We start from the raw sequence: 24,699 nt of genomic DNA, 5'->3' as shown, positions 1-24,699 counted from the left end.
TCCCCCGGACGTGGGCTGTTTCGTATGCGGATGGTCAAGGTTTGACATCGACGCGTCGGCGACGTTGATCACCCGGCTGCGCGCGCGAGTGGGCGAGGGCCGCATCGATGTCGCGGCTGGGACGCACGGATGTCGGCGCAACGGCTACCGGCCTGGTGCGGGCGGGATCGTGATGGTGAATTGCGCGCCCTGGCCGGACACGTCGCTGTCGGCGGTGAGGGTGCCGTGGTGGGCCTCCACGATCGCGCGGGCGATGGTCAGTCCGAGGCCGGAGCCGGCGCTGCTCGGCGCCTTGTGGAATCTCCGGAACAGCTTCTCGGCGTCCCCCGGGGGAAATCCCGCTCCGGTGTCGCGGACTTCAATGATCGCGCCGGGGTGGCGGGGGTCCGGGTCGGCGCCGGCCTTGACGGTCACGGTTCCGCCGGCGGGTGTGTGTCGCAGGGCGTTGTCGAGCAGGCTGGTGATGACTTCGTTGATCCGGTCGGGGTCCACGAGCAGGTCGGGGGTGTCGGCGGCGACGGACCGGGTGAGGCTCACCTGGGCGGCCCGGAATCGTTCCCGGCTTGCGGCGACGGCGGTGTCGACGAGTGCGGCAACTGGCACGGGCCTGGTGCTAAGCAGGAGTTGGCGTTCCTGGGCGCGGGAGACGACTTCGAGGTCGGCGACCAGACGCCGCAGGCGCGCGCTCTGACCGGTCAGGGTTTCCAGGGTCTGGTCGTCCACGGGGAGGATGCCTTCTGCGATGGCCTCGACGGTGGCCTCGAGCGATGCGATCGGGGTGCGCAGCTGGTGCGCCAGGTCTGCGGTGAGTTCCCGGCGGGTGGTCTCAGTGGCCTCCAGCCGCTGGGCAAGTTGGTTGATCGACACCGTCAGGGTTGCGAGCTCTGATCCCATCCGGGGGTCCTGCAGCCGGGTGTCGAGTCGTCCGTCGGCGAGTGCCCTCGCGGCGATGGCGGCGTCCTGGATGGGTGTCGCAAGCCGGCGGGCGATCAGCCAGCTGATCGCCAGTGCTGTTGCTGCGGCAGCGAGGATCCCGACCGCGAGGGCGGTAAGGACGGCCTGTTCGAAGGCGCTCATCAGGTGCTCAAGGATCTGCTGGTCCAGAGTCACTCCTGCGTCCTGCAGGTGCATGTCGAACAGCGGCCAGGAGAGCAGGAGTGCCCCGAGCAGGACGGTGCTGGCACCGGCGAGGATGACGAGGGCGATGTTGATCAGGAGCCGGCCGGCCAGCCTGAGCCCCGGTCCCTTCGGTTTGGTCTGCCGCGGGTTCATCCCGGTCCCATTCGGTAGCCGACGCCCCGGACGGTGAGAACGTAGCGGGGCGATCGCGAGTCGTCGCCCAGTTTGCGCCGCAGGTGGCCGATGTGGATGTCGACGAGGTGTTCATCGCCGGGCGCGGCGCCGGTCGTACCGTCCCAGACGTTGTCCAGGAGCTGCTGCCGGGTGAACACGACCCGCGGACGGCTGCTCAAGGTCTCCAGGAGTTCGTACTCGGTGCGGGTGAGCCCGATCAGGGACGATCCGACGTGGACCTCCCGCGCCGGGGGGTCGATGACAAGGTCGCCGAACACCTGCTTCGCCGGTTCGCCGGAATCCTCCGGTGCGCCTCCCGTCGTGCGGGGCCGGCGGAGCAGGGTGCGGATCCTGGCAACCAGTGCTCGAGGGGAAAACGGTTTGGTTACGTAATCGTCGGCACCCACAGCGAGCCCGACGAGCAGGTCCACCTCGTCGGCGCGGGCGGTCAGCATCAGCACGTAGCAGCGGGAGAAGGTCCGCAACTGCCGACACACCTCGATCCCGTCCATGCCGGGAAGGCCCAGATCGAGCACCACCACATCCGGCTCGGCTTCGCGGGCCAGCGCCAGGGCGGTCTCGCCGTCGGCAGCGGTGCGGACGTCGAAACCGTCCCGGGCCAGGAAGCCCTCGACGACCCGCACCAGGCTCGGCTCGTCGTCCACCACCAGGGCGCTCAGCCTCGGAGTCTCGACCACGATCAGGCGTCCTCCTCCGTGACGAAGTTCCCGTGCCAGGTGTGGTACCAGACTGCCCCGGTGAGGGCGTTCACCGAAAGCATGCCCACGATGTTGCCGCCCGATTCAGTGTCGATCGTGTAGTAGCCCGGGAATCCCTTCACGTCAGTGACGGTGGCTTGGGCGGGCAGGTTGACCCGCAACCAGTCATCTGCCATGACCCGCGCCTGGTCCGGCGAGACAGTGGCGTCCCGGGAACCGGAGTTCCACATCATCGCCGGCCCCTGCTCGGTGGACACCGACCCGTCGGTCGGGTTCACCAGCAGCTCCGTGGCAGGCCGCCCGGCGGCGTCTTTCAACTCGACGTAGAAGTTTCCGGTGAACTGCATCACCTCACCCGGCCGCAGGCCCCGGCCGGAGCCGGCGAGCGTCGCACGGGCGCGCGCCTGCGCGATCCCCTGGACGGGCGAGCCATCACCCGCCAACCAGACCTGCCGGCCCATCATGCCGCCCCCCATCCCCGGGCCCGGCATACCCCGGCGCCCGTTCGAGGTGTTCGGGTAGCCCGGCCCGGACGTCCCGGCGGTGGGAGTCGCGACCAGGGTCGTTCCCGAGGCGACCAGGACGACGGCGAGCGACCCGAGCAGCAGCACGCTCGCCGCCACCAGCACCAGCCACGCCAGCCGCCGCGAAGAGGTCCGTCTGGGAGTGCTCAACGCAAATCCTCCCCACGAACCCGGCCGAGCGCATCGCGCTGGGCCTGATAGGTCTGCAGATCGATCTCGCCACGCGCGAACCGCCGATCCAGGATCTCCTCAGGGCTCTCCTGCGTCGGCCGGGTGCCGTGGCCCGCCTGACGACCGGGCAGCAACCTGCTCACCGCCCAGACGATCCCGGCGATCAGCACCACCCACAGCAGCACAATGCCGATCATGCCGCCGAACGCCATGCCGCCCCAACCCATGCCGCCATATCCCATCATGTCCGTACTCCTCGTTCGCTTGGGCGGCGCTCCTCGCCGCCCGACACAACCAGCCTGCCCGCCGCTCATAGCGGTCACCCCCACCGCGAAGTAAAGATCTCCCATAGCCGGCCACCACGGTTTGGCCGCCGCGAAGCTGTTGAGGGAGATGTCGCAGCCGAAGCGACCTGCGAGATTTGGCCAATCTGCGCGGGTCGACCACCATGGTCGGGTGATTCTCCACCTGGTCCTCAATCCTTGCCGTGATGCCTGCGGAACCGTTCCGACAGGCGAGGAGGTCGACGGCGCGCCAGTCTTGCGCTGCCCGGGCTGTGAATCGAAGTGGGTCGAGGTCGCGGACCCGGGCCCCGCGGAGAGCAGTCCCACCCGCAGCGAAGCTTGAGCTGGCGTAGCGGACGGCGATACCCGCCTGGTTGCCGCGTGCCTGCGCCAGCCGGCGGGTTGAGGGGCTCCGGGCGACGGTTCGGTCAAGATTGGATCAAGAGATGGCCGCCGATGCCCCCGCAGCAGCCGGCCGCGGCCGTCGGTCCGCCATACTTCGAAGATGAGCAGCACCGTGCCGGCACCGGCCAAGATCCTCGTCGTTGATGATGAACGAGCCTTGGCGCAGATTCTTGGGTCGTACCTGGTGAAGGCCGGGTATGAGGTTCACTATGCGGTGGACGGCCCCGGCTCGGTCGCCGCCGCACGCGAACTCGATCCCGAGGTCATCCTGCTCGACCTGGGCCTGCCCGGGCTGGACGGGATCGAGGTCTGCAGGCAGGTGCGGACCTTCTCGGACTGCTACATCCTCATGCTCACCGCGAGGGACGATGAGACCGACCGGATCATCGGTCTCGGTGTGGGTGCCGACGACTACATCGGCAAGCCGTTCAGTCCAAGGGAGGTGGTCGCTCGGGTGAGCGCGGTTCTGCGGCGACCCCGCCTGTCGAGAGCGACCTCACCCGAGGAGTCGGCTGAGAAGCGTCAATTCGGTGACGTGGTGATCGATCCAGGACTGCGGGAGGTCTGGGTCGGCGATCGCCGGCTCAGCCTCACCCGCACCGAATTCGACATTCTGGACGTGCTTTCCAGCAACCCGCGAGCCACGCTCACGCGCCGTCAGATCATCGATCGCGTGTGGAACACCGAGTGGGTCGGTGACGACCACGTCGTGAACGTGCACATCGCGAACCTGCGTCGCAAGCTTGGCGACGATCCGATCGAACCCCTCTACCTGCTCACCGTCCGGGGAGTCGGGTATCGCATGGGCAGGCCCGAGGCTCCGCCCAAGTGAAGCGACCGACCCGCCCCAAGGACTGGAGCCTGGGGGTCCGGCTGTTCGTGGCGCAGAGCCTGGTGCTGCTGGCAGCCATCGCCACCGCCGGCGGTGTCGCGGCGATCCTGGGGCCAACCCTGTTCCATGACCACCTCATTGCCAGTGGTCACGTGCCGACATCCCCGGAGATCCCCCACATCGAGCAGGCCTACCTGGACTCAAGCACCGCTTCGCTGGCGGTCGCCATGGTGGTCGCGATCGGCTGCGCGCTGGGCGTCACCTACTACGTGACCCGTCGAATCCGACGGCCGCTGGAGAAGCTCTCCACGGCGGCGAAGGCCCTCTCCCAGGGCAGCCACGAACTTGTCGTGATCGAAGCGGGCGCCGGGCCGGAGTTGGCGAATCTCGCGGCAGCTTTCAACGACATGACCACGCAGCTTGCGGCGACCGAGCAGACCCGTCTTCGTCTCCTTGGAGACCTGGCGCACGAGTTGCGCACTCCCCTGGCCAACATCCAGGCGCACCTGGAAGCCGTCGACGACGGCGTAGCGGAGTGGGATGCCGATACCCGCAGCCTTCTTCTCGCCGAAACGAATCACCTGAGCCGGCTTGCCGGGGACCTCAACGACGTTTCCCGGGCCGAAGAGGGCCGGGTCACCATCGAGCCCAATGTGCAGTCGCTTCGTGATGTCGTCGCCGACGTGGTGGATGCCCATCAGCCGAAGTTCGATGCCAAGGACGTCACCCTCGCGCTCCTCCCCGGTGAGGACGCGGTTGTGGCGATCGACGCGATCCGTATCGGCCAGGCGCTCAACAACCTGGTCAACAACGCGTTGAGGCACACCTCCCCCGGAGGAAGTGTCACGATCACAGTCCAGAAGACCCAAGAAACTGCCCTCGTGGCGGTTGCCGACACCGGCGACGGCATCGCCCCCGATCAGCTGCGCCATGTCTTCGACCGGTTCTACCGAGGAGACACCGCCCGAACCCGCGATGCTGCAGGATCGGGTATCGGGCTGACCATCGCCCGCGCGCTCGTCGAAGCCCACGGCGGCCAGTTGACGGCTGTGAGCCCCGGCTCGGGCCTGGGATCCACCTTCACCCTGAGCCTCCCGATCCGCCGCACCCCACGGTAGCTAGCTCGCACGCAGCCGAAGCCTCCTGCCCGACCCGGAGCGACCTCAATGGCGATGCGACGAGCCCATCCCGAGATGCATCAGCGCCATCATCCCGAAGCACACCAGTCCGCCAAGGAGTGGCGCCAGTCCGCCGCCGCTGAAGAACTGCCACAGACCGATAGCGACGAGCGGCACGCACATCAGCAGCATCATCCAGCCGTGACCTCCGCGACTTCCGTGCTCGGAGTGGTCGGCCTGATGGCCGGCGTGGCTCGCCTGATCCGGGACCGACCGATCCGGGGACGTCTCGGCGTCGGGGTAATTCGCCCACGGCGGCGACGACTTCGACTGGTTATCCACGCTCACGGCAACTCCTTCTCCACACTCCACCTCGGTGGAGGTTGTCCTGTCTGCAACTGTGCCCACCACACATTCGGTTCCTGTTCGGCGTGGATCAAGGTGCGGTCAAGAAGAACGAACCGACGGTCGCGGCGACCCGGCAGGTGATTCGGCTCGGGTCGGCGATACGTGACGGACTCGCTGGACTCTGTGACCGCCCAACAGCGAACGAGCCGCCACGATGGTGACGAGCCACAACAGAACCAGCGCAAGACAGATGAGGATCCAGCTCGCGACCGGGGGGCCTTGATGCAGCACGTCACTCCCTTCGTGGGTCGATGCCTCGCGGTCAGGATGCCGGGCAGGTCGTTCGGCTCAGCCGTGGTTCGGGTCAAGATTCGGACAAGAAGGGGCGATCGCTCAGTTCCCGACAGGACGCCGCCTCCCCCGCGCCCGGTTGGGGTTCTTGACTGAATCTTGCGGGAAGGTCTGCGCAATCCACACCAAGGCACGGCACCGTTGACCTGACCGGCCCGTTGCTGCGGCCCACTCACTGCTTCCTTTGGAGATTGATCACCGTGCTACCCGTACTGTTCAGCATCTTCGGATTCCAGATCCAGTCCTACGGGGTGAGCAAGGCAGTCGCCGCCCTCGTCGGTGCGTACATTCTCGGCCGACGCTTCACTCGGCTCGGTTACGACAAGGACACGGCGTACTCCCTGGTGATGTGGGCGACAGTGTGGGGCTTCGTGGCAGCCAAGGTCTACTTCCTGATCGACAACTGGAGCAACTTCGACCTGCACATGCTCGGCAGCTCCGGATTCGTCTGGTACGGCGGCCTGATCGGTGGCGTCCTGGCCGTTCTCGTGATCACCCGCCGCCACGGACTTCCGCTCGGCACGGTTGCCGGAGCGATGGCGATGCCGCTGTCGGTCGCCTACGGCATTGGACGGATCGGATGCTTCCTTGCCGGCGACGGCACGTACGGCAAGCCGACCGACCTGCCCTGGGGAATGGCCTTCCCCAACGGGGCCGTTCCCGTCAACGTCCCGGTGCACCCGGCCCAGCTCTATGAGGCTGCGGCGGCGTTCCTGATCGCTCTCGCCCTGTGGGTGCTGCAGGACCGGATCGCCCCGATCGCGGTGTTCGGCAGCTACCTCGTGATGAGCGGGCTCTCGCGGATCCTCGTCGAACTCGTGCGGATCAACAACCCGGTGCTCCTCGGCATGACGGAGGCGCAGCTCTTCGGCCTGGCGAGCATCATCGGGGGCATCGTCCTGATCGCAAGAGCCAGGGGCGCCGGCCAGACCGACTCGCCAGAACCCGCGCCCCTCACGACCCCGGTTGCCTGAGAACCTCGCGCTGGCCTCCGCCCACCCAACGGGGGCTGAAGCGAAGCCAGGGCTCGGCGATCTCGCCCGGCGTTCTCAACGGCAAAGCCATCGGATCCTGATCGCCGCCCTGGCTGGCGCCCTGACCAGCGTCGGCTTCGCCCCGATCGGCCTGTGGCCCGGAACGGTGGTCGGGGTGGCGGGCTTCGCGCTGGCCTCCCGCGGTCCGTACAGTGGCTGCCGGGCCGCCGCGGTGGGCACGGTCTTCGGGTTCGTCTTCACGGCCAACACCCTCAACTGGATGGGGATGATCGATCTGGGGGCAGCGGCCGGGCTGATCGTCGCGATGACCACCTGGTACGCGCTCCTCGGCGTAGCCACCAACCTGGCCTTCAGGACCCGGGCCTGGCCGGTCCTGTCCGCCGGGCTCTGGTTGGCCATGGAGTATGCGGCGTCCCGATTCCCGTTCGGTGGATTCGGGTGGCTTCGACTGGGCTACACGATGATCGACTCTCCCCTGTCAGGGCTGCTCCCGCTGGTCGGCGTCGGCGGGCTCAGCTTCGCCACAGCACTGCTCGCGCAGTCGCTGGCCTGGGTCGCCATCCGGACGTCGTGGCGCCGAGTCTCGGTTCTCGCCGCCCTCATCGCGGGACTGCTTCTCGCGGCCTTGGCGGGACGCGCGCTGCCTCCCCCAGCAACCACCGGCAACATCACGCTCGGGTGGGTCCAGGGTGGTGCCCCCGGGGGTGGCGTCTACGGGATCGGTGCCGAGCGCTCCACCTCCTACCGCCACGCCAGCCAAACGGCGAAGCTCGCCGAGGAGATCAGCAGCGGACGCGCAGACGTGCCCGACGCGGTGATCTGGCCCGAGAACGCCACAGATCTCGACCCACGAGTCGACGCGACAACCCGCAGCCTCATCGAAGCCTCGGTCGCCGCCGCCCGGGCGCCGATACTCGTGGGAACGATCCTCAAAGGTCCAGGGCAGGACGAACGACAGACCGCATCGCAATGGTGGACGACCCAAGGCGCCGGCCCCACCTACATCAAGCGGTCTCTCGTCCCGTTCGGTGAATGGATTCCGTTCCGCGACGTCCTGCTCCCCCTCGTTCCGCAACTCCGCTACGTGGGAGCGCAATCGGTCCCCGGGACCGTAGCCGGCACCCTGCCGGTCACCCTCCGCGACGGTCGTGCCGCAACCGTGGGGGTTCTCCTCTGCTTCGACGTCGCCTTTGACCAGGTCGCCTACGACCTGCCCGGCAACGGCGCCCAGATCATCGTGGTGCAGAGCAGCAATGCGATGTACCAGGGCTCGAGCCAGGTGGACCAGCAGTTCGCCATCACCCGGGCTCGCGCGGCGGAACTGAAGCGGGAAGTACTCGTGGTCACCACCAGCGGCGTCAGCGGGATCATCGGCCCGGACGGCAAGCCACGACTTCGAGTCGAGCAAGGCGCCGCCAGCGGGGTCACGACCCTCCCGCTCCGGGACGGACTCACCCCGGCAGCGATGATCTCCGTCCCGCTCCAGCAGGTCCTCAGCCTCGCCTCCCTGGCGTGGCTCGCCCTGCTGGCCCGGAGCTGCTACATACGGTGGGCCATCGGCATCAGGAACAGGTACACGTTCATCACGGTCAAGACCCCGAGCAGCACCAGGTAGGGGGTCGTGGTGGCGCGGCGGCGTGCGACGCTGCCGTAGCGGCGGTTCGTGATTCGGCGGATGGTGTAGGCCGAACCTGCCACCCCGAGGGCGAGGATGATCAGCTGCAGGATCAGGATCGTTGAGGAACTCGCCAGCGCCGTCGGCATCTGGGCCGAATCGAAGCCGAACAGTGATGCGACGGTGGAGAACACGACCCCGCCCTCCGCGAGGAGGTGGAAGAGGTTGTGGGCCAGGTGGGCAGCGATGTCCAGCGGGATCAGGGCGTAGCCGAACCTCGCGAAGTTGGTCACCGTGTTCTCGAGGTTGCCGCGCGAGGCGACCTTCGAGGCCAGCGCCATCAAGCCGACGGGAACGCTCACCGCGACCACGAAGGCGACGGTGAAGATGAGCGGGTAGCTGGTGATGCCGGTGGTCTTTTCGATCCAGCCGAGGATGTCCTGCCAGATTGAGAGCATGGTGAGGTTCTGGATGAGGACGATGCCCATGATCGCCATGGCGAGGAACGATTCCTCGATCTTCGGCTTGTCCAGGAACCACAGTTCGCTGAGCGGCTTGCGTGCCCGCACCTGGATGGCATCGTTGGGGCAGGCCTTGATGCAGTTGGCGCACAGGGTGCAGTTCGCGCTGGAGTCCATCGTCCGCGGGAAGTTGAACAGCGGGCAGCCGGGCTGGGTGGCGGTGCCATTGAAGCAGGCCGCCTTCGCCTTGCAGGTCCTGCAGATGTCCTGGTCGGCGCGAAGTTCGACCACGCTGCCGCGGGAGTAGTTGCTGCACAGGCCGCCGAGGAAGCACAGGTAGCGGCAGAACGTGCGCCGCTGGAAGAGTGCTCCGGAGATGATCACCCCGGTGGTGAGGAGAAGAAGGAGTACGCCTGAGCCCCACGGTGACTCGACGATCCCCCAGACGTGGTCGCTCCAGGTGATCGCCAGGAACTGGGCGTCGATGATCCACAGGCCGTACAGCTTGAGGAACCGCGGCACCGGCCGGTTCACGCCGACAAGCTTCTGGACGACGTCGGAGATCGCGCCGAACGGACAGACCGCGCACCACAGGCGCCCGACCAGCACGAAGGTGATCGGCAGGATGGGCCACCACAGCACCCACATCAAGGCGGTGCCGGCATTCCTTTGCGCGGCGGCCGGCCCGGCGAGCAGCTGGAACGCCACCAGACCGAAGACAGCGGCCACCGGGACCTGCAGGATGCCGGGGTACCACCGGCTGCGCAGGATCCTTGCGATGAGCGAGATCCTCATCAGGTTGGGACCCGCCGGGGCTGAAGGGAGTGGGGGGTTTGCGTCGAGGTCGGACTCCTCGTCCCGCGGACGCAGCTGAATCAGAGTTGGCATCGATCGTCCTTGTTCGTCTGGGTGGGCTATTTGGCCGGCCGGGTGGGTCGGGAGGAGGTGGCGGCATGACGCTTGTCGCGTCGGCGCAGGACGGCGGCGGTGATCATCACCCCGCCGTTGACGGCAGCGAAGCCGCCAACGAGGGCCGCGACCGGGCGTGGCGGGGTCGCAACGCCCTCGCCATGAGCGTGCGACGACCCTTCAGCTGCGCCGCCGGCAGGCTCCGCGTTCCCACTTCCGTGATCCATCCCCGGCATGTCCTGGTCGTTCATGCCCGACTGCCCGTGGTCCATGCCCGGCATCGTCTGATCATTCATCCCGGTGCTCGGGGTGGGGGTCGATACAGACGGGCTCGCATTGTTCATGCCGGGCATGTCTTCATGACTCATCCCGGTCATGTCCTCATGGCTCATCCCGGCCATGTCGTCGGTGGCCGACGCCGATGGCGAGGGAGCTGGCGTCACAGCGGGCTCGACGGCCGGCGCTGCGTATCCGCTCCGGGGCCCGGCCGCTACGGCGAATTGGGCACCGAACGCGGGCAGCAACATCGCCACCATTACGGACGCAGCGACGACGTACGGTTTCATCAGGGGGGCTCCTCGGGGTCAGATCTCCTGAACTATGTCGGGCGGCGAACGCGGCGCGCGACCCAGAACGCGCGAGTACACCAAACCTTCACAAACACTTGACGAGATCTCGATGTGTGCCGCTTGGCACCTTGTGGGAGCCGGTTCGCGGCGACCTGGGCGCTACCGATGTTCGCCGGAGTCAGCGCGCCACCCCGGACCCGTCATCGAACGGTCCCCCGCACTGCATTCCCACCACAAACGACGAAGAAATCGTCAAGGTTCCGTCTGCTCGTCGCTCCACGATGCCAGCGGACACCCTGCGTGCAGGCACTATGTGCGGCATGACCTCATCGCTCCCGTCGTCGGCCATGCCCGCCCGCGCGTCAGACCGCTCCACCCAGCCGACCCGGGCGACGGTGGACGGGAACGAGGCCGCGGCGCGGGTGGCGCACGCCCTGAGCGAGGTGCTCGCGATCTACCCGATCACCCCGTCCTCGGCGATGGGGGAGTCGGCGGACGCCTGGTCGGCCGCCGGCCGCACCAACCTGTGGGGGGCGGTACCCGACGTCATCGAGCTCCAGTCCGAGGCCGGCGCGGCGGGAGCTCTGCACGGCGCGGTGACGAAGGGGGCGCTCGGTGCGACGTTCACCGCGTCCCAGGGGCTGCTGCTGATGCTGCCGAACATGTACAAGATCGCCGGCGAGCTCACCCCCGCGGTGATCCACGTGGCCGCCCGGACGGTGGCCACCCACGCGCTGAGCATCTTCGGCGACCACTCCGACGTGATGTCCGCGCGCACCACCGGCTGGGCGATGCTGTGCGCGTCCAGCGTTCAGGAGGCGCACGACTTCGCCCTGGTCGCGCACGCGGCGACGCTGCGCTCGCGGGTGCCGTTCGTGCACTTCTTCGACGGGTTCCGCACCAGCCATGAGGAGAACACGATCCAGCTGCTCGCCGACGACGACCTGCGGGCGTTGGTGCGGGAGTCGGATGTGTTGGCCCACCGGGCCCGAGGGCTGACCCCGGACGCGCCGGTGATCCGCGGCGTCGCCGAGAATCCCGACACGTTCTTCCAGGCGGCGGAGGCCGCCAACCCGTTCCACCTCGCCGTGCCCGAGACGGTGTCGCAGGTGTTCGACGAGCTCGCCGCGCGCACCGGGCGCCGCTACTCGCTCGTCGACTACACCGGCGCCCCGGACGCGGAGCGCGTCGTCGTGGCGATGGGCTCGGCCGCCGGCTGCCTCGGCGAGACCGTGGACGAGCTGGTGCGCCGCGGCGAGAAGGTGGGCCTGCTCACCGTCCGGCTGTACCGGCCGTTCCCGACCGAGGCCTTCCTGGCCGCGCTGCCGGCCACCGTGCGCGGCATCGCGGTGCTCGACCGCACCAAGGAGGTCGGCGCCCCGGCGGAGCCGCTGCACGCGGACGTCCTGGTCGCGCTGGCGTCCCGGCCGCACGTGACCACGACGGGGGAGCGTGCACCGCTGCGGGCAGGGCTCACGGTGATCGGCGGGCGCTACGGGTTGTCGTCGAAGGAGTTCACCCCGGCGATGGCGAAGGCGGTGTTCGACGAACTGGCCGGGGCCGCCCCCCGGCCGCGGTTCACCGTCGGCATCGTCGACGACGTCACCCACCTCTCGCTCACCCCGGACCCGGCGTTCCGCGTTCCCGACGACCACCTGTCGGCCGTGTTCTACGGACTCGGCTCCGACGGCACGGTGGGCGCGGCCAAGAACTCGGTGAAGATCATCGGCGAGCAGCCGGAGGCCTTCGCCCAGGGCTACTTCGTCTACGACTCCCGCAAGTCCGGCGCAGTCACCGTGTCGCACCTGCGGTTCGGTCGGACGCCGGTCCGGGCCACCTATCTGGTCGACCGGGCCGACTTCGTCGCCGTCCACCAGTTCGACCTGCTCACCGCGATGAAGACCGTCGACATCGCCAAGCCGGGCGCCACGCTGCTGCTGAACTCCCCCCACGGCGAGGACACGTGGGAGCACCTGCCGGTGGAGGTGCAGGCGGAGATCGCGGAGAAGCGGCTGCGCACGTGGGTGATCGACGCCGAGGCGGTGGCGAAGGCCGCCGGGCTGGGCAAGCGGATCAACACCGTGATGCAGCCCTGCTTCTTCTACCTCTCCGGCGTGCTGCCCGCCGACGAGGCGGTGGCAGCGATCAAGGCGTCCGTCGAGGCCACCTACGGCCGCCGCGGTCGCACGGTCGTGGAGCGCAACTACGCGGCGATCGACGCCGCGATCGCCGCGCTGCGCCCGCTGCCGGCCGCGCTGCGTCCGACCAGCCACAGCCACCGGCTCCCGCCGCTGCCGGCAGAGGCCGGCGACTTCGTCCGCCGGGTCACCGGTGCGATGCTGCACGGCCAGGGCGACCTGCTCCCGGTCAGCGCGCTGCCCGTGGACGGCTCGTGGCCGACGGGGACGTCGAAGTGGGAGAAGCGCGGCATCGCCGCCGAACTGCCGGTCTGGGACCCCGACCTGTGCATCGACTGCGGCAAGTGCGCGGTCGTGTGCCCGCACAGCGCGATCCGGATCAAGCTGGCCGACCCGGCCGACCTGGCGGGCGCGCCCGAGGGATTCCTGCACAAGGAGTACAAGGACCGCCAGCACCCCGGCCGGCGGCTGATCGTCCAGGTCGCGCCCGACGACTGCACCGGCTGCGGCATCTGTTCCGACATCTGCCCGGCCCGTTCGAAGAGCGAGCACAAGCACAAGTCCCTGGACATGGCACCGGCCCGCGATCACCGCGACGTCGAGCGCGACCGGTTCGGGTTCTTCCTCGGCCTGCCCGAGATCGACCGCACCCAGGTGCGCGCCGACCAGGTGAAGGGCGTGGCCCAGCTGCAGCCGCTGTTCGAGTTCTCGCTGGCGTGCTCCGGCTGCGGCGAGACCCCGTACATCAAGACGCTCACCCAGCTGTTCGGCGACCGGATGATCATCGCCAACGCCACCGGGTGCTCGTCCATCTTCGGCGGCAACCTGCCGACCACGCCGTACACGACCAACGCGGACGGGCGCGGCCCGGCCTGGTCGAACTCGCTGTTCGAGGACAACGCCGAGTTCGGGCTGGGCATGCGGATCGCGCAGGACCTCCAGGTCGCGGAGGCGCGCCGGCTGGTCGGCCTGCTGCGCAACGAACTGGGCCACGGGGTCGCGGACGCGCTCCTCGCCGCCGACCAGTCCGACGAGGCCGGCCTGGCCGCCCAGCGGGAGCGGGTCGCCGAGCTGAAGCGGGCGCTGGCCGCGCACGTCGGCCCGTCCGGGGCCGGCCCGGGCATCGGACGGGCCGAGGCCGGCGAACAGGCCCGGCAGCTGCTCTCGCTCGCCGACCAGCTGGTCGACAAGTCGGTGTGGATCATCGGCGGCGACGGCTGGGCGTACGACATCGGCTACGGCGGGCTCGACCACGTGCTCGGCAGCGGACGCAACGTGAACATCCTGGTGCTCGACACCGAGGTGTACTCCAACACCGGCGGGCAGGCGTCGAAGGCGAGCCCCCGCGGCGCGACCGCGAAGTTCGCCACCGCGGGCAAGCCGACCCGCAAGAAGGACCTGGGGATGCTGGCGCAGGCCTACGGCGACGTCTACGTCGCGCAGCTCGCGATCGGCGCGAACCAGCAGCAGGCCGTCCGGGCGATGCTCGAGGCCCAGGCGTGGCCGGGGCCCTCCTTGCTGATCGCCTACTCCACCTGCATCGCGCACGGCATCGACATGGCCACGTCGATGAGCCACCAGGCGGACGCGGTCGCCAGCGGCTACTGGCCGCTGTACCGGTTCCGTCCCGGAGAGACCGCGCACCCGTTGCACCTGGACAGCCGGGCGCCGTCCACCCCGGTGCGCGATTTCATGCTCAGCGAGGCGAGATTCGCCATGCTCGCGAGGGCGAATCCGACACGCGCGGAGGAATTGGCAAATCTCGCACAGGCAGATGTCGACGAACGCTGGCACTATTACTCGCAACTGGCCGGTGTGGAACGTGGTGTGCCGGCAGGCAAGGAGGCGACTCATGAGGCGCCTCCGCCCGAGAGTTGACGAGCAGCGGTCCAGCCTTGTCTGAACCTTGACCGAACCTTGCCCTGCGGTTCGACATCGTCGAGGACCATGGGAGGCGTGAGTCAGCCAGTAGACACGTCAGTTGATGGAGCACCGGACGAAGGCGCCGTTCAGGCGACACCCAGCCCGCTGCCTGGGTCGAAAGGTCGCGCGCGTCTGCGTAGTGCATGGGCTGCGACGCGTGCTGGTTTCGGCAGCCTCCTCGGGCTGGTTCCGCACGTGATGCACCACATCGGAATCGTGGCGGGAACCGCGCTCCTGGCCGGCTTCTGGGGCAACGCCGCTCTCTATGTGCTAGGTCTCGTTCTCAGTGTCCCGATGTTCAAGCGGCTGCACCGCCGATATGGATCGATCGCTGCCCCTATCGTGGGTGCATCGGTCTTCACCGCCCTGTTCCTGTTCTCGGCGCTCGTCCTCGGGCCCGCGATCAACGGCGTCGGGTCGGCGCCGACAGCGCCAGCACCTTCGTCTTCCTCCGCTGTGGAGTCAGGGCACGCGACGCACCATCCCTGAGTGACTCCGGTTCGTAACGCACCGCTGGTCTCTCGGCTGGATGACCCTGTCGGTGAGGCTTTCGTTGGGTCCAACCGGAACGACCAGCGCCTCTGAGTTGCGGTCGGACACTTGCCGGGGCCAGGCCCTGACATGATCAGGGCACGGCCCATGTCGAGTTCAGCCTGTCGGGTTCGCTTCGGAGGGTGGTCGGCCTCCGGCTACCTGCTCGTGGGCCGAGACGCCGCTGGGGTGGCGCCTGTCGGCACGGGCTGGGCGGGCAGCCGGAGGCGTCGCAGGAGGAGCGCATTGGCGGCGACGATCACGCTGGAGCCGGACATGGTGATCGCGGCAATCTCCGGGCTGAGCATGAGGCCAAGGGAGCTGTAGAACACGCCAGCGGCGATCGGCAGAGCGACGGTGTTGTAGCCGATCGCCCACCCCAGGTTCTGTCGCATCTTCCGGACAGTACCCCTGCCGATGCGGAGCGCGACCGCGACGTCCATCGGGTCGGAGCGCATCAACACCACGTCGGCGGTTTCGATCGCCACGTCGGTGCCGGCGCCGATCGCGATGCCGAGATCGGCGGTGGCCAGTGCGGGGGCATCGTTCACACCGTCACCGACCATCGCGACCCGGCGTCCATCGGCCTGCAGGCTCGCGATCCTGGACGCCTTGTCCGACGGCAACACTTCGGCGATGACCGTGTCGATGCCGAGCTTGTCGGCGATCCGCCGGGCGGTGACCTCGTTGTCGCCGGTAAGCATGACGACCCTGACGTCGGCCTGGTGCATCGCAGCCACTGCGGCGGCCGAGGTCGGCCGGGGCGCGTCGGCGAGCGCGATCACGGCGACGGCGCGATCATCGACAGCGACCAGGACCGCGGTCCGTCCGGCGTCAGCGAGCTCGTCGCGGCGGGCGCCGAGTGCCCCGGCCAGGATTCCCTCGGCGTCGAGCAACCGCCTGTTCCCGACCAGAACCCGACGGCCTTCGACAATGGCGCTCGCGCCGTGTCCGGGCGTGCTGCGGAAGCCTGCCGCGGTCCGTTCGGGCGCGCCACGATCGGCAGCGTAGCGGCGGATCGCCCTGGCCAGCGGGTGCTCGGACTCCCACTCCACCGCGGCGACCGCGCCGAGCAGCTCCAGTTCGTCGATTCCGTCGACCACCAGATCGGTCACCTCGGGCTCACCCAGGGTGAGAGTCCCGGTCTTGTCCATGACGACGACGTCGATCCCGGCCGCGGACTCCAGCGCGGTGGCGTTCTTGAACAGCACCCCGCGTCGCGCACCGAGGCCGGTACCGACCATGATGGCGGTCGGGGTCGCCAGCCCCAGCGCGTCGGGGCAGGTGATGACGACCACGGTGATCGCGAACAGGACCGCGGTTGCTGGCGGCGCGCCGGCCAGCAGCCACGCGAGCAATGTGGCTGTGCCGCCGATCAGGGCGACCAGGACCAGCCAGAACGCGGCCCGATCCGCGAGCCGCTGCCCGGGCGCTTTGGAGTTCTGCGCCTGTTGGACCAGGGCCACGATCTGTGCCAGGGCGGTGTCGGACCCCACCCGGGTCGCGCGGACCCGCAGCGCGCCGACGGTGTTGACGGTGGCGCCGATGACCGGCGAGCCGATCGTCTTGGCTACAGGGAGGCTCTCGCCGGTCACCATGGACTCGTCGATCTCCGATTCGCCGTCGATCACGGTGCCATCGGTGGGGATCTTCGCGCCGGGACGCACCAGCAGCACGTCCCCCGGGGTCACCTCGGAGGTGGGGACCTCGACCTCGCGTCCGTCGCGGATGACGACCGCGCGTGGCGGGGCGAGCTCCAGTAGGGTGCGGATGGCGTCGTTCGCGCCGCCGCGGGCACGCATCTCGACCCAGTGGCCCAGCAGGACGAACGTGGTCAGCACGGTGGCGGCCTCGTAGAAGACCTCGCCGCCGCCGGTGAGGGTGACGCCAAGGCTGTACAGCCAGCCGGTACCAACTCCGACTGCGACCAGCACCATCATGTCCAGGGTTCGGGCCCGCAGTGCCCGCCAGGCTCCGTCGAAGAAGATCCAGGCCGAGTAGAAGATCACCGGCAGCGACAACGCCAGGGCGAACACGTCGTCACGCAGACCGAACGGCGCCGGCACGGCAAACCCGAGCACGTTGCGCCCGATCGGCGACCACAAGGTGATCACGACCGACAGCACCAGCGCGACCAGGAACCGGTTGCGCATGTCGCGGGCCATGTCCGCCATCGACACGCCGGCGTGGTGGCCTCCGTGGCCCATCACGTCCTGCGGGGTTCCAGCCGCAGGCAGCTCGTGATGGTCGGGCCCGCCATGCGTCGTCGCCGCGTGATCGTGCGCCGCTTGTTCGTCGGTGACCTGGACGGCGGTTCCCGCAGGGGCCTGGGGGTGCCCGTGGTCGTGGTGAGCGGCGTGGTGGTCGTGGTCGTGGCCGGCGGGGTCGGCGGTCGGGTCGCAGATGTGGTCGGGCACCGACTGGCCTGCGCAGTGGTAGCCGCAGTCGAGGACCGCCTGGCGAAGTCGGACCACCGAGGTTCGGGAAGGGTCGTAGGTCACGTTGGCGGTCTGCGCGACGGGGTTCGCGTCGACCGCAAGAACTCCGGGCTGGCGTGCCAGGAAGGCTTCAGCAACGCCCTTCGACGAGGCGGCGTGCACCCCGGCGACCTCAAGGACGACGGTTCTGGGTTTCGTGGACATCAGGGCTCTCCCTCGGGTGATCATCGGCCGCGACTCGGATTCCGCGGGATCGGGTCGGGTCAGCTGCGCACGAGTCGGGCGATCGCCTCGGACGCCTCGGTGACCTTGGCGTCGAGGGTCTCGTTGCCTGACTGGGCGGCCTCGGCCAGGCAGTGCTGGAGGTGTTGTTCCAGCAGCACCAGTGCCACCGATCGCAGGGCGCTGGACGCTGCCGACACCTGGGTGAGGACGTCGATGCAGTAGACGTCGTCGTCGATCATCCGGCCGATGCCGCGCACCTGGCCCTCAATGCGGTGCAGGCGGGTGAGGAGCGCCCTCCGGTCAGGCCGCTGGTCGCCGGGCATGCTCCTCACCTCCGTTCTCGTCTGCGGGCTTGAAGGTTGTCGTTCAGTGGCCGTGGTGCGCGGTGTGGGCCTGGCCATGTCCGTAGCGGTGCGGGTCGGCGTCGAACGTCTCCGCGCAACTGGTGGAGCAGAAGTAGAAGGTCGTTCCGTCGTGCTCGCGGGTGGCCGCGGCCTTGGCGGGGTCGACGCTCATGCCACAGACGGGATCGATGGCCTTGCTGGTCTTCTTCTTGCCGAACATTGGGGTTTCCTCTCGATGGTGTTGGGTGGGGTGGGGTGCTTGGGTTCCGCCGACCTCGACGACGGGCTGGACGGCGGCCAGCGGGATGTCGGGGATGGGGCGCGGGTTGAACCGGCGGAGCCGGTTGGCGTTGGTGACAACCGACAGTGACGACAGCGCCATGGCGGCGGCGGCGATGACCGGGCTGAGGGTGACCCCGAACGCCGGGTAGAGCACGCCAGCGGCGATCGGGATGCCGAGGGTGTTGTACAGGAAGGCGAACGCCAGGTTCTGCTTGATGTTGCGCATCGTCGCCCGCGACAGGTCGACCGCGGTCACGACCCCCGACAGGGCCCCGGAGATCAGCGTGATGTCGGAGGATTCGATGGCGACGTCGGTGCCGGTGCCGATCGCCGAGCCGACGTCAGCCTGGGCCAGGGCAGGTGCGTCGTTAATACCGTCCCCCACCATGCCGACCACCTTGCCTTCGGCCTGGAGGCGCCTGACCTCGGCGGCCTTGTGCTCGGGAAGGACCTCGGCCACGACCCGTCGGATACCGACCTGGGCGGCGATCGCGGCGGCGGTCGCCCCGTTGTCGCCGGTCATCATCACAACCTGGATGCCGCGCGCCTCCAGGGCGGCCACGGCCGCTGCCGAGCCATCCTTGAGGGTGTCGGCAACGCCGATCACGCCTGCGGGTCGGCCCCCGAAAGCGGCTAGCATCGGCGTCTTTCCTTGCCCGGCGAGCCAGTCGTGGGCGGCCAGCAGAGGCTGGACGTCCACCCCGGCGGACTCCAGCAGCCGCCGGTTGCCGACCAGCACCTGTTCTCCGTCCACGGTGGCGCGGACGCCCTGGCCGGTGACCGACTCGAACCCGGCCACGTCGGGCAGCCGGAGTCCCCGCTCGACGGCACCGGCGACGATCGCGGTCGCGAGCGGGTGTTCGGAGGTACGTTCGACGGCCGCAACGGTAGCCAGTAGCCGGGCCTCCGTGAGCTCTCCGGCGGGCAGCACGTCGGTCAGGGCAGGCACGCCCTTGGTGATGGTGCCGGTCTTGTCGAGGATGATCGCGTCGAGTTTGTGGGCGGTCTCGAGTGCCTCGGCCGAGCGGATCAGGATGCCGTGTGCGGCACCCTTGCCGGTGCCGACGGTGATCGACATCGGGGTTGCCAGGCCGAGGGCGCAGGGGCAGGCGATGATGAGCACCGATACTGCCGCGACCAGGGCGAACACGAACGTGGGCGGCGGTCCGAAGAGCATCCAGAAGGCGAACGTCCACACCGCGATCGCGATCACGGCGGGCACGAAGTAGCCGGACACCTTGTCGGCCAGCCGCTGGATCGGGGCCTTGGATCCTTGCGCCTCCCGGACCAGCTTGATGATCTGGGCCAGCACGGTGTCCGCGCCGACCTTCGTCGCGACGTAGCGCAGCGAGCCGGTGGTGTTGATCGTGGCGCCGATCACGGCGTCTCCGACCGCCTTGGTGACCGGCATCGACTCTCCGGTCACCATCGCCTCATCAATCGTTGACGCGCCGGCGATGACTTCTCCGTCGACGGGCAGCTTCTCGCCGGGCCGGATGACCACGACGTCGCCGACGAGGACCTCCTCGATGCTCACCTCGAGTTCCTGGCCGCCGCGTTCGATGCGGGCGGTGCGGGGCTGCAGGCCGATCAGTTTGCGGATCGCTTCGCCGGTGCCGGCCTTCGCCTTGGTTTCGAGGAGTCGTCCGAGCAGGATCAGGGTGACGATCACCCCGACCGCCTCGAAGTAGACCTGCCGCAGTTCCGCGGGCAACAGCCCGGGCATTGCAGTGACGAGCACGCTGTAGCCGAATGCGGCGACCGTGCCGAGGGTGATCAGCGAGTTCATGTCGGCGTTGCGGTGGGACAGGGCACGCCAGCCGACGCGATGGATCGGCCACCCGGTGTAGAACATCACCGGCGTGATCAGGGCCAACTGCAGCCACGGGTTCATCAGGAACTCAGGCACCCACGTGACCCGGAACAACTCGGACGCCATCACCGCGAACAGCACCGGAGCGGTCAACGCCGCACCGATCACCAGTCGGCGCACCAGATCCCGGATCTCGGCGGCGCGCTCCGCATCCTCCTCAGAGGCATCGGGGGCGGCGCCCTGTGCGGGCGGGGTCGGCGCAGCGGTGTGCTCGTGGCCGGCAGCGGGCGCCGTCTGGCCGGCTACGCCGCGATCACCACTGACCCGGATCACTCCCGACACCATGTTCATGCCGCAAGCGAAGCGGAACTCGCCGGCCTCGGCCGGAGTGAACTCGACAGCGGTCGTGCGGAACGCCGGCAGGGATGCGTTCACCTTGAAGTCGGGCATCACCACCCGGGAGGTGCACTCACCGCCCTCACGGCGGTCGAACAGGATCCGCACCGGGACCCCGGGTCGCACGCCCTCGATCAGATCGGGGCTGTAGCCGCCATCCACGGTGACCCGGACGACCTGGACGCCGTCTTCCAGTTCAACCCGGCCGGCCTTCCTCGGGCCGAAGAAGAACCATCCCAACAATCCGGTCAACACCACCGCGACGCTGATCACCAACCAGCCCATCGCACTCACCATCCTCTGCACCGCAAGCCTCATACCCCATGGGGGTATCTTCTGTCTGAAACCGTACGCTCCCAATCACCGGTATGGCGGTGAGGTTCGGTCAAGATCGGATCAAGATCTCCACTGGCCGTTGCAGCGAACCGTTTCGGCTCAGAACCTCCGTCGCTGCCCGAGCAGATCAGCTGGACGGTCTGTACGGCGGACGTCAACAAGCCCCGCCGGAGAAGTTCGGGCCGGGGCCCAGGTCCAAGTCGGGGACGCGGTTCTAGTACTGGAGGCTGGTCATCATGCCGATTTCGGCGTGGTAGATGTTGTGGCAGTGGTAGGCCCACTTGCCGGGGTTGTCGGCCTGGAGGTCTGCGGTGACGGTCTGCATGGGCAGGACCAGCACCGTGTCCTTCCGGAGGCCGCCGTTCTGGGGAAGTGACCAGGTGTGGCCGTGGATATGCATGGGGTGGGCCATCATCGTCATGTTGGTCATCTGGAGCCGCACCCGGGCACCGTTGGTGGTGCGGATCGGGGTGTCGGCACCGAACACGGTGCCGTTCATCCCCCACGCGTAGGGCTGCATCTGACCGTTCAGGGTGACCTGCTCGACCTGGTCGGGCTGCTGGTCGGGCAGTCGCGCCGCGTCGGCAGGCATGAGTGCGGTCAGCAGCAGCGGGTCGGCGTCCAACTCGGCGGGGCGCACGGTCGCGGACGGGGCCGCACCGGAACCGGTCCGCACCAACGCCAGGCCCTGCCCGCCCTTGCCCTCGGCGGACGCGACCAGCGGGAACACACCATCCCCCAGCGTGACCAGCACATCGACCCGCTCGCCCTGGGCCAGGTACAGGGCTCGGGTCTCGGCCTGCTGGACCGGAAAGCCGTCGGTGTGGGTGACGGTCATCACGTGCCCGCCGAGGGCCACCCGGAAAAGGGTGTCGGCGGCGGCGTTGATGATCCGGATCCGGGCCTTCTGGCCGGGCTTGGCGGTGAGGGTTCGGGGTGACTTCGGGATTCGTCCGTTGATCAGGTAGTACGGGTAGCGGATGTCCCCGACGTCACCCAGCGGGGAGGAGCCCATGCCCCCCATCCCGCCCATGTCGTGGTTCATGCCGGTGCTGACCGTGCCGTTCTGGGCCTTGAACTCGGCGAGGATGTCGTCTGGGCTCTTGCCGACTCCATCGGTCCAGTCGTCGAGCACCAGCACCCATTCGGCGTCGTAGCCACCCGGCTCGGCCGGGTCCTCGATGATCAGCGGCGCGTACAGGCCGCGGTCGATCTGCACGCCACTGTGGGGATGGAAGAAGTAGGTACCGGGATCGGGCGCCCGGAAGGTGTAGCTGAAGCTGTCACCGGCCGCGATCGGGTCCTGGGTCAGGCCAGGCACGCCGTCGGCCGCGTTGTGCAACCTGATCCCGTGCCAGTGGACGCTGGTGTCGACCGGCAGGGCATTCTCCACGCGGATCGCCAGCACGTCGCCCGACTTCGCGCGCAACTCCTTCCCGGGCAGGACGCCGTCGTACAGCCAGGTGGACGCGGTCACTCCACCCAGGTCGACCTGATCCACGCCGACCCGCAGCGTTGCCTCCACCGAAGGCTTCCCCAGGCTGGGCGTGGGCGCGGCCGAGACCGGAGCACGGGTAGCCGCGCCGCCACCCGTTGACGAGCAGGCCGCCAGTAGGCCCGCGCCGGCCAGTCCCATGCCTCCGACGATCAGCTGTCGACGGGTGAAGCTGCTGTTCAAAGGTCGCTCCTCAATACTTCGGTAACCGGAGTGCCAGCATGCGCAACGACTTGGGCGACTTCGGCACGGGTTTCATGAAGTTTCGGTCAAGATCTGCCCGACCGCCTCGGGAGAAGGAGCGTGAGCACCGCTCCCCTGCCCGGTCCCTCACTCGCCGCACTCAACTGGCCGCCGTGGGCTTCGGCGATGGCACGACTGATGGCCAGGCCGACCCCGGTGCCGCCGCGCTCCCGGTCCCTTGCCGTGTCGGCCCGGTAGAACCGCTCGAAGATGTGCGGCAGGTGCTTTGAGGAGATGCCATCTCCGTCGTCGGCCACCTGGAGCTCCACCCAGCCATCCCGCGACGCCACCGAGAGTTCGACGCGCCCGCCGGGGGCCGTGTGCCGCAAGGCGTTGGACAGCAGGTTTCCCAGCACCTGCCCGATTCGGGCGGCGTCGGCCTCAACCGTCAGGTCCGGCCCGGAAGGATCCGACGTGAGCGTCAGGGTGACCTGCTTTCGGTCGTAGCCATCCCGGGCAGCGCGGATTGCGCGCTCCGCGAGTTCTAGGGCGTTCGTCGTCTGGAGGTCCATCGCCAGACGGCCCTCTTCGGCGGCCGAGACCTGTCCGATGTCCCCGGCCAGCCGGGAGATCCGCTGTATCTGGTCGGTGAGGATCCGCCACGCCTCGGGGCCCGGGTCGATCGCACCGTCCTCGAGGCTCTCGACGCAGATCTCCATGCTGGCCAAGGGCGTTCGAATCTCGTGGGCCAAGTCGGTGAGCAGCCGGCGTCGCGTCGCCTCGACACCGCCGAGCTTCTCCGCCATGGCGTTGAAGCTGTTGGCGAGGGTGTCCAGCTCCCGGGAATCAGCGTCCTGTACCCGCAGGTTGTAGTCGCCCTGGGAGATGCGGACCGCGGCATCGCCCAGCCGGTCCAACGACCGCCGCAACCGTCGTGCAACCAGGACACTGACGATCACGGTCCCGGCGAAGGCGATCAGCAGGCCGATGGTGAGCGACAGCAGGCCCGCGGTGCGGAACGCCTCAGCCGAATGCGCGAGCACCTCTGGGTTGGCCTGGCCGGCCTGGTGCATGTGCGCCTCGAACAGGGACGGTCCGGCAATCGCGGCGACGACCACCATGGTGAGCGCCATCGCTGTGGACACGGCGATCTGGGAGATCAACAGCCGGGTGGTGAGACTCCCGGGGGCTGACCGGCTCACTGTGCCGGCCCCATTCGATAGCCCACGCCGCGCACGGTCTCCACGAAGGATGCTGCCGACACCCCGCCCAGCTTGCGGCGGAGATGGGCGACATGCACATCGACGAGGTGCTCATCGCCCACCCAGTCCTCGGTCCACACGCGGTCGACCAGCTGGCGACGCGAGAACACCAGACCGGGCCTCGACGACAGGACTGCCAACAGGTCGAACTCGGTCCTGGTCAGGTCAACCTCGGCCCCACTGACCAGAATCCGCCGGCCCAACGGGTCGACGGTGAGCTGGCCGATGGACCACTCATCGTTCTCGCCACCACGTTCGGCGCGAGGACGTCTGAGCAGCGCCTTCACCCTCGCCACCAATTCTCGAATGCTGAAGGGCTTGGTCATGTAGTCGTCAGCGCCCGAGGACAGGCCGATCAGCTTGTCGATCTCCTCGTTGCGGGCGGTGAGCATCAGGATGTAACAGTCCGAGTGGCGCCGGATCTCGTGGCACACCTCGAGCCCATCCTTCCCGGGCAGCCCGAGATCCAGGATGACCACGTCGGGTCGGTCCGCCGACAGTGCCCGTGCCACCGCCGCCTCCCCGTCGTGCACGATCGTCGTCCGGAACCCCGCCTGCCCGAGGTAGTTGCCGATCATGCCCGCGAGCACGGTCTCGTCGTCGACGACGAGGATGTGCGGGCCGGCCGAAGTCGCGCGCTGGGTCATGCGGGCCATCTTGCCCGCAGGCCCGCCCCCGCCCGAGTCGATGGTGCGGATCAATACCGTTTCTTCACGATTCCTTCGGCGTATCTCCGCAC

General features: G+C 68.6%; 19 protein-coding genes. 6 read left to right on the top strand and 13 right to left on the bottom strand.

Features of this window, described 5'->3' with window-relative positions; genetic code table 11:
- Positions 1 to 144: 144 nt before the first annotated feature.
- From ACFQQJ_RS06730 to ACFQQJ_RS06715, 4 genes are read right to left on the bottom strand one after another with little or no spacing between them, the layout of a single operon-like run.
- Positions 145 to 1,272: a sensor histidine kinase gene (locus ACFQQJ_RS06730; RefSeq protein WP_377105218.1), complete on the bottom strand. Its 1,128-nt coding sequence runs from the start codon at positions 1,270 to 1,272 to the stop codon at positions 145 to 147.
- Entirely contained in the window at positions 1,269 to 1,991 is a 723-nt protein-coding gene (locus ACFQQJ_RS06725; protein ID WP_377105217.1) for a response regulator, read from the bottom strand. Before ACFQQJ_RS06725 ends, ACFQQJ_RS06730 begins: the two co-directional genes overlap by 4 nt.
- Positions 1,992 to 1,993: 2 nt before the next feature.
- Positions 1,994 to 2,686 carry a hypothetical protein gene (locus tag ACFQQJ_RS06720; protein ID WP_377105216.1) on the bottom strand — a complete coding sequence of 231 codons (693 nt, stop codon included), beginning with the start codon at positions 2,684 to 2,686 and terminating at the stop codon, positions 1,994 to 1,996.
- Complete coding sequence (locus ACFQQJ_RS06715) at positions 2,683 to 2,952, bottom strand: SHOCT domain-containing protein (RefSeq protein WP_377105215.1); 270 nt, start codon at positions 2,950 to 2,952, stop codon at positions 2,683 to 2,685. Before ACFQQJ_RS06715 ends, ACFQQJ_RS06720 begins: the two co-directional genes overlap by 4 nt.
- A gap of 544 nt (positions 2,953 to 3,496) precedes the next feature.
- On the opposite strand from ACFQQJ_RS06715, the gene ACFQQJ_RS06710 reads away from it, so the two are divergent.
- Positions 3,497 to 4,228, top strand: coding sequence for a response regulator (locus ACFQQJ_RS06710; protein WP_377105214.1), 732 nt, complete (start codon positions 3,497 to 3,499; stop codon positions 4,226 to 4,228).
- The gene (locus ACFQQJ_RS06705) at positions 4,225 to 5,346 is read left to right on the top strand and encodes a sensor histidine kinase (RefSeq protein WP_377105213.1); all 1,122 of its coding nucleotides are present in this window, start codon (positions 4,225 to 4,227) and stop codon (positions 5,344 to 5,346) included. The genes ACFQQJ_RS06710 and ACFQQJ_RS06705 overlap by 4 nt, the downstream gene beginning before the upstream one ends.
- A 45-nt stretch (positions 5,347 to 5,391) precedes the next feature.
- Here the strand turns inward: ACFQQJ_RS06705 and ACFQQJ_RS06700 are convergent, their stop codons facing one another.
- Positions 5,392 to 5,694 carry a hypothetical protein gene (locus tag ACFQQJ_RS06700; protein ID WP_377105212.1) on the bottom strand — a complete coding sequence of 101 codons (303 nt, stop codon included), beginning with the start codon at positions 5,692 to 5,694 and terminating at the stop codon, positions 5,392 to 5,394.
- Positions 5,695 to 6,245: 551 nt separating this feature from the next.
- Between ACFQQJ_RS06700 and ACFQQJ_RS06695 the strand changes: the two genes are divergently transcribed.
- Together ACFQQJ_RS06695 and lnt are read left to right on the top strand one after the other, a co-directional pair.
- Complete coding sequence (locus tag ACFQQJ_RS06695) at positions 6,246 to 7,019, top strand: prolipoprotein diacylglyceryl transferase (RefSeq protein ID WP_377105211.1); 774 nt, start codon at positions 6,246 to 6,248, stop codon at positions 7,017 to 7,019.
- Positions 7,012 to 8,655, top strand: coding sequence for an apolipoprotein N-acyltransferase (gene lnt / locus ACFQQJ_RS06690; protein ID WP_377105210.1), 1,644 nt, complete (start codon positions 7,012 to 7,014; stop codon positions 8,653 to 8,655). Before ACFQQJ_RS06695 ends, lnt begins: the two co-directional genes overlap by 8 nt.
- Here the strand turns inward: lnt and ACFQQJ_RS06685 are convergent.
- Together ACFQQJ_RS06685 and ACFQQJ_RS06680 are read right to left on the bottom strand one after the other, a co-directional pair.
- On the bottom strand, positions 8,580 to 10,004 hold the full coding sequence (locus tag ACFQQJ_RS06685; protein ID WP_377105209.1) for a 4Fe-4S binding protein: 1,425 nt from the start codon (positions 10,002 to 10,004) through the stop codon (positions 8,580 to 8,582). The genes lnt and ACFQQJ_RS06685 overlap by 76 nt on opposite strands.
- 26 nt (positions 10,005 to 10,030) lie before the next feature.
- Positions 10,031 to 10,591: a hypothetical protein gene (locus ACFQQJ_RS06680; protein ID WP_377105208.1), complete on the bottom strand. Its 561-nt coding sequence runs from the start codon at positions 10,589 to 10,591 to the stop codon at positions 10,031 to 10,033.
- 323 nt (positions 10,592 to 10,914) lie between these two features.
- Here ACFQQJ_RS06680 and nifJ point away from each other — a divergent pair, with 323 nt between their 5' ends.
- Complete coding sequence (gene nifJ / locus ACFQQJ_RS06675) at positions 10,915 to 14,610, top strand: pyruvate:ferredoxin (flavodoxin) oxidoreductase (protein ID WP_377105207.1); 3,696 nt, start codon at positions 10,915 to 10,917, stop codon at positions 14,608 to 14,610.
- A 240-nt stretch (positions 14,611 to 14,850) separates the two neighbouring features.
- Entirely contained in the window at positions 14,851 to 15,144 is a 294-nt protein-coding gene (locus tag ACFQQJ_RS06670) for a hypothetical protein (RefSeq protein ID WP_377105206.1), read from the top strand.
- A gap of 200 nt (positions 15,145 to 15,344) precedes the next feature.
- On the opposite strand, the gene ACFQQJ_RS06665 is transcribed toward ACFQQJ_RS06670, so the two are convergent.
- The 6 genes from ACFQQJ_RS06665 to ACFQQJ_RS06640 all read right to left on the bottom strand — a co-directional run bounded on the left by ACFQQJ_RS06665 (position 15,345) and on the right by ACFQQJ_RS06640 (position 24,607).
- Entirely contained in the window at positions 15,345 to 17,828 is a 2,484-nt protein-coding gene (locus tag ACFQQJ_RS06665) for a heavy metal translocating P-type ATPase (protein WP_377105205.1), read from the bottom strand.
- A gap of 59 nt (positions 17,829 to 17,887) precedes the next feature.
- Entirely contained in the window at positions 17,888 to 18,172 is a 285-nt protein-coding gene (locus ACFQQJ_RS06660) for a metal-sensitive transcriptional regulator (RefSeq protein WP_377105204.1), read from the bottom strand.
- 43 nt (positions 18,173 to 18,215) lie between these two features.
- Positions 18,216 to 20,981, bottom strand: a complete 2,766-nt coding sequence (locus ACFQQJ_RS06655; protein ID WP_377105498.1) for a heavy metal translocating P-type ATPase — start codon at positions 20,979 to 20,981, stop codon at positions 18,216 to 18,218.
- A 253-nt stretch (positions 20,982 to 21,234) separates the two neighbouring features.
- Positions 21,235 to 22,656: a multicopper oxidase family protein gene (locus ACFQQJ_RS06650; protein WP_377105497.1), complete on the bottom strand. Its 1,422-nt coding sequence runs from the start codon at positions 22,654 to 22,656 to the stop codon at positions 21,235 to 21,237.
- 128 nt (positions 22,657 to 22,784) lie between these two features.
- Positions 22,785 to 23,831: a sensor histidine kinase gene (locus tag ACFQQJ_RS06645; protein ID WP_377105203.1), complete on the bottom strand. Its 1,047-nt coding sequence runs from the start codon at positions 23,829 to 23,831 to the stop codon at positions 22,785 to 22,787.
- Between the two features lie 65 nt (positions 23,832 to 23,896).
- Positions 23,897 to 24,607: a response regulator transcription factor gene (locus ACFQQJ_RS06640; RefSeq protein ID WP_377105495.1), complete on the bottom strand. Its 711-nt coding sequence runs from the start codon at positions 24,605 to 24,607 to the stop codon at positions 23,897 to 23,899.
- Between the last annotated feature and the right edge of the window lie 92 nt (positions 24,608 to 24,699).

Source organism: Propionicimonas sp. T2.31MG-18, from assembly GCF_964266745.1.
In the GTDB taxonomy this organism is placed as follows: Bacteria; Actinomycetota; Actinomycetes; order Propionibacteriales; family Propionibacteriaceae; genus Propionicimonas.
This window is presented reverse-complemented; position numbering and strand designations above follow the sequence as displayed.

What these genes read in the sequence shown, in the direction of transcription:
- ACFQQJ_RS06710 (WP_377105214.1), top strand. Translation starts at nt 3,497, where the DNA reads ATGAGCAGCACCGTGCCGGCACCGGCCAAGATCCTCGTCGTTGATGAT.
- ACFQQJ_RS06685 (WP_377105209.1), bottom strand. Translation starts at nt 10,004, where the DNA reads ATGCCAACTCTGATTCAGCTGCGTCCGCGGGACGAGGAGTCCGACCTC.
- ACFQQJ_RS06640 (WP_377105495.1), bottom strand. Translation starts at nt 24,607, where the DNA reads ATGACCCAGCGCGCGACTTCGGCCGGCCCGCACATCCTCGTCGTCGAC.
- ACFQQJ_RS06715 (WP_377105215.1), bottom strand. Translation starts at nt 2,952, where the DNA reads ATGATGGGATATGGCGGCATGGGTTGGGGCGGCATGGCGTTCGGCGGC.
- ACFQQJ_RS06665 (WP_377105205.1), bottom strand. Translation starts at nt 17,828, where the DNA reads ATGTCCACGAAACCCAGAACCGTCGTCCTTGAGGTCGCCGGGGTGCAC.
- ACFQQJ_RS06730 (WP_377105218.1), bottom strand. Translation starts at nt 1,272, where the DNA reads ATGAACCCGCGGCAGACCAAACCGAAGGGACCGGGGCTCAGGCTGGCC.
- ACFQQJ_RS06660 (WP_377105204.1), bottom strand. Translation starts at nt 18,172, where the DNA reads ATGCCCGGCGACCAGCGGCCTGACCGGAGGGCGCTCCTCACCCGCCTG.
- ACFQQJ_RS06680 (WP_377105208.1), bottom strand. Translation starts at nt 10,591, where the DNA reads ATGAAACCGTACGTCGTCGCTGCGTCCGTAATGGTGGCGATGTTGCTG.
- ACFQQJ_RS06645 (WP_377105203.1), bottom strand. Translation starts at nt 23,831, where the DNA reads ATGGCGCTCACCATGGTGGTCGTCGCCGCGATTGCCGGACCGTCCCTG.
- ACFQQJ_RS06655 (WP_377105498.1), bottom strand. Translation starts at nt 20,981, where the DNA reads ATGGTGAGTGCGATGGGCTGGTTGGTGATCAGCGTCGCGGTGGTGTTG.
- nifJ (WP_377105207.1), top strand. Translation starts at nt 10,915, where the DNA reads ATGACCTCATCGCTCCCGTCGTCGGCCATGCCCGCCCGCGCGTCAGAC.
- ACFQQJ_RS06650 (WP_377105497.1), bottom strand. Translation starts at nt 22,656, where the DNA reads ATGGGACTGGCCGGCGCGGGCCTACTGGCGGCCTGCTCGTCAACGGGT.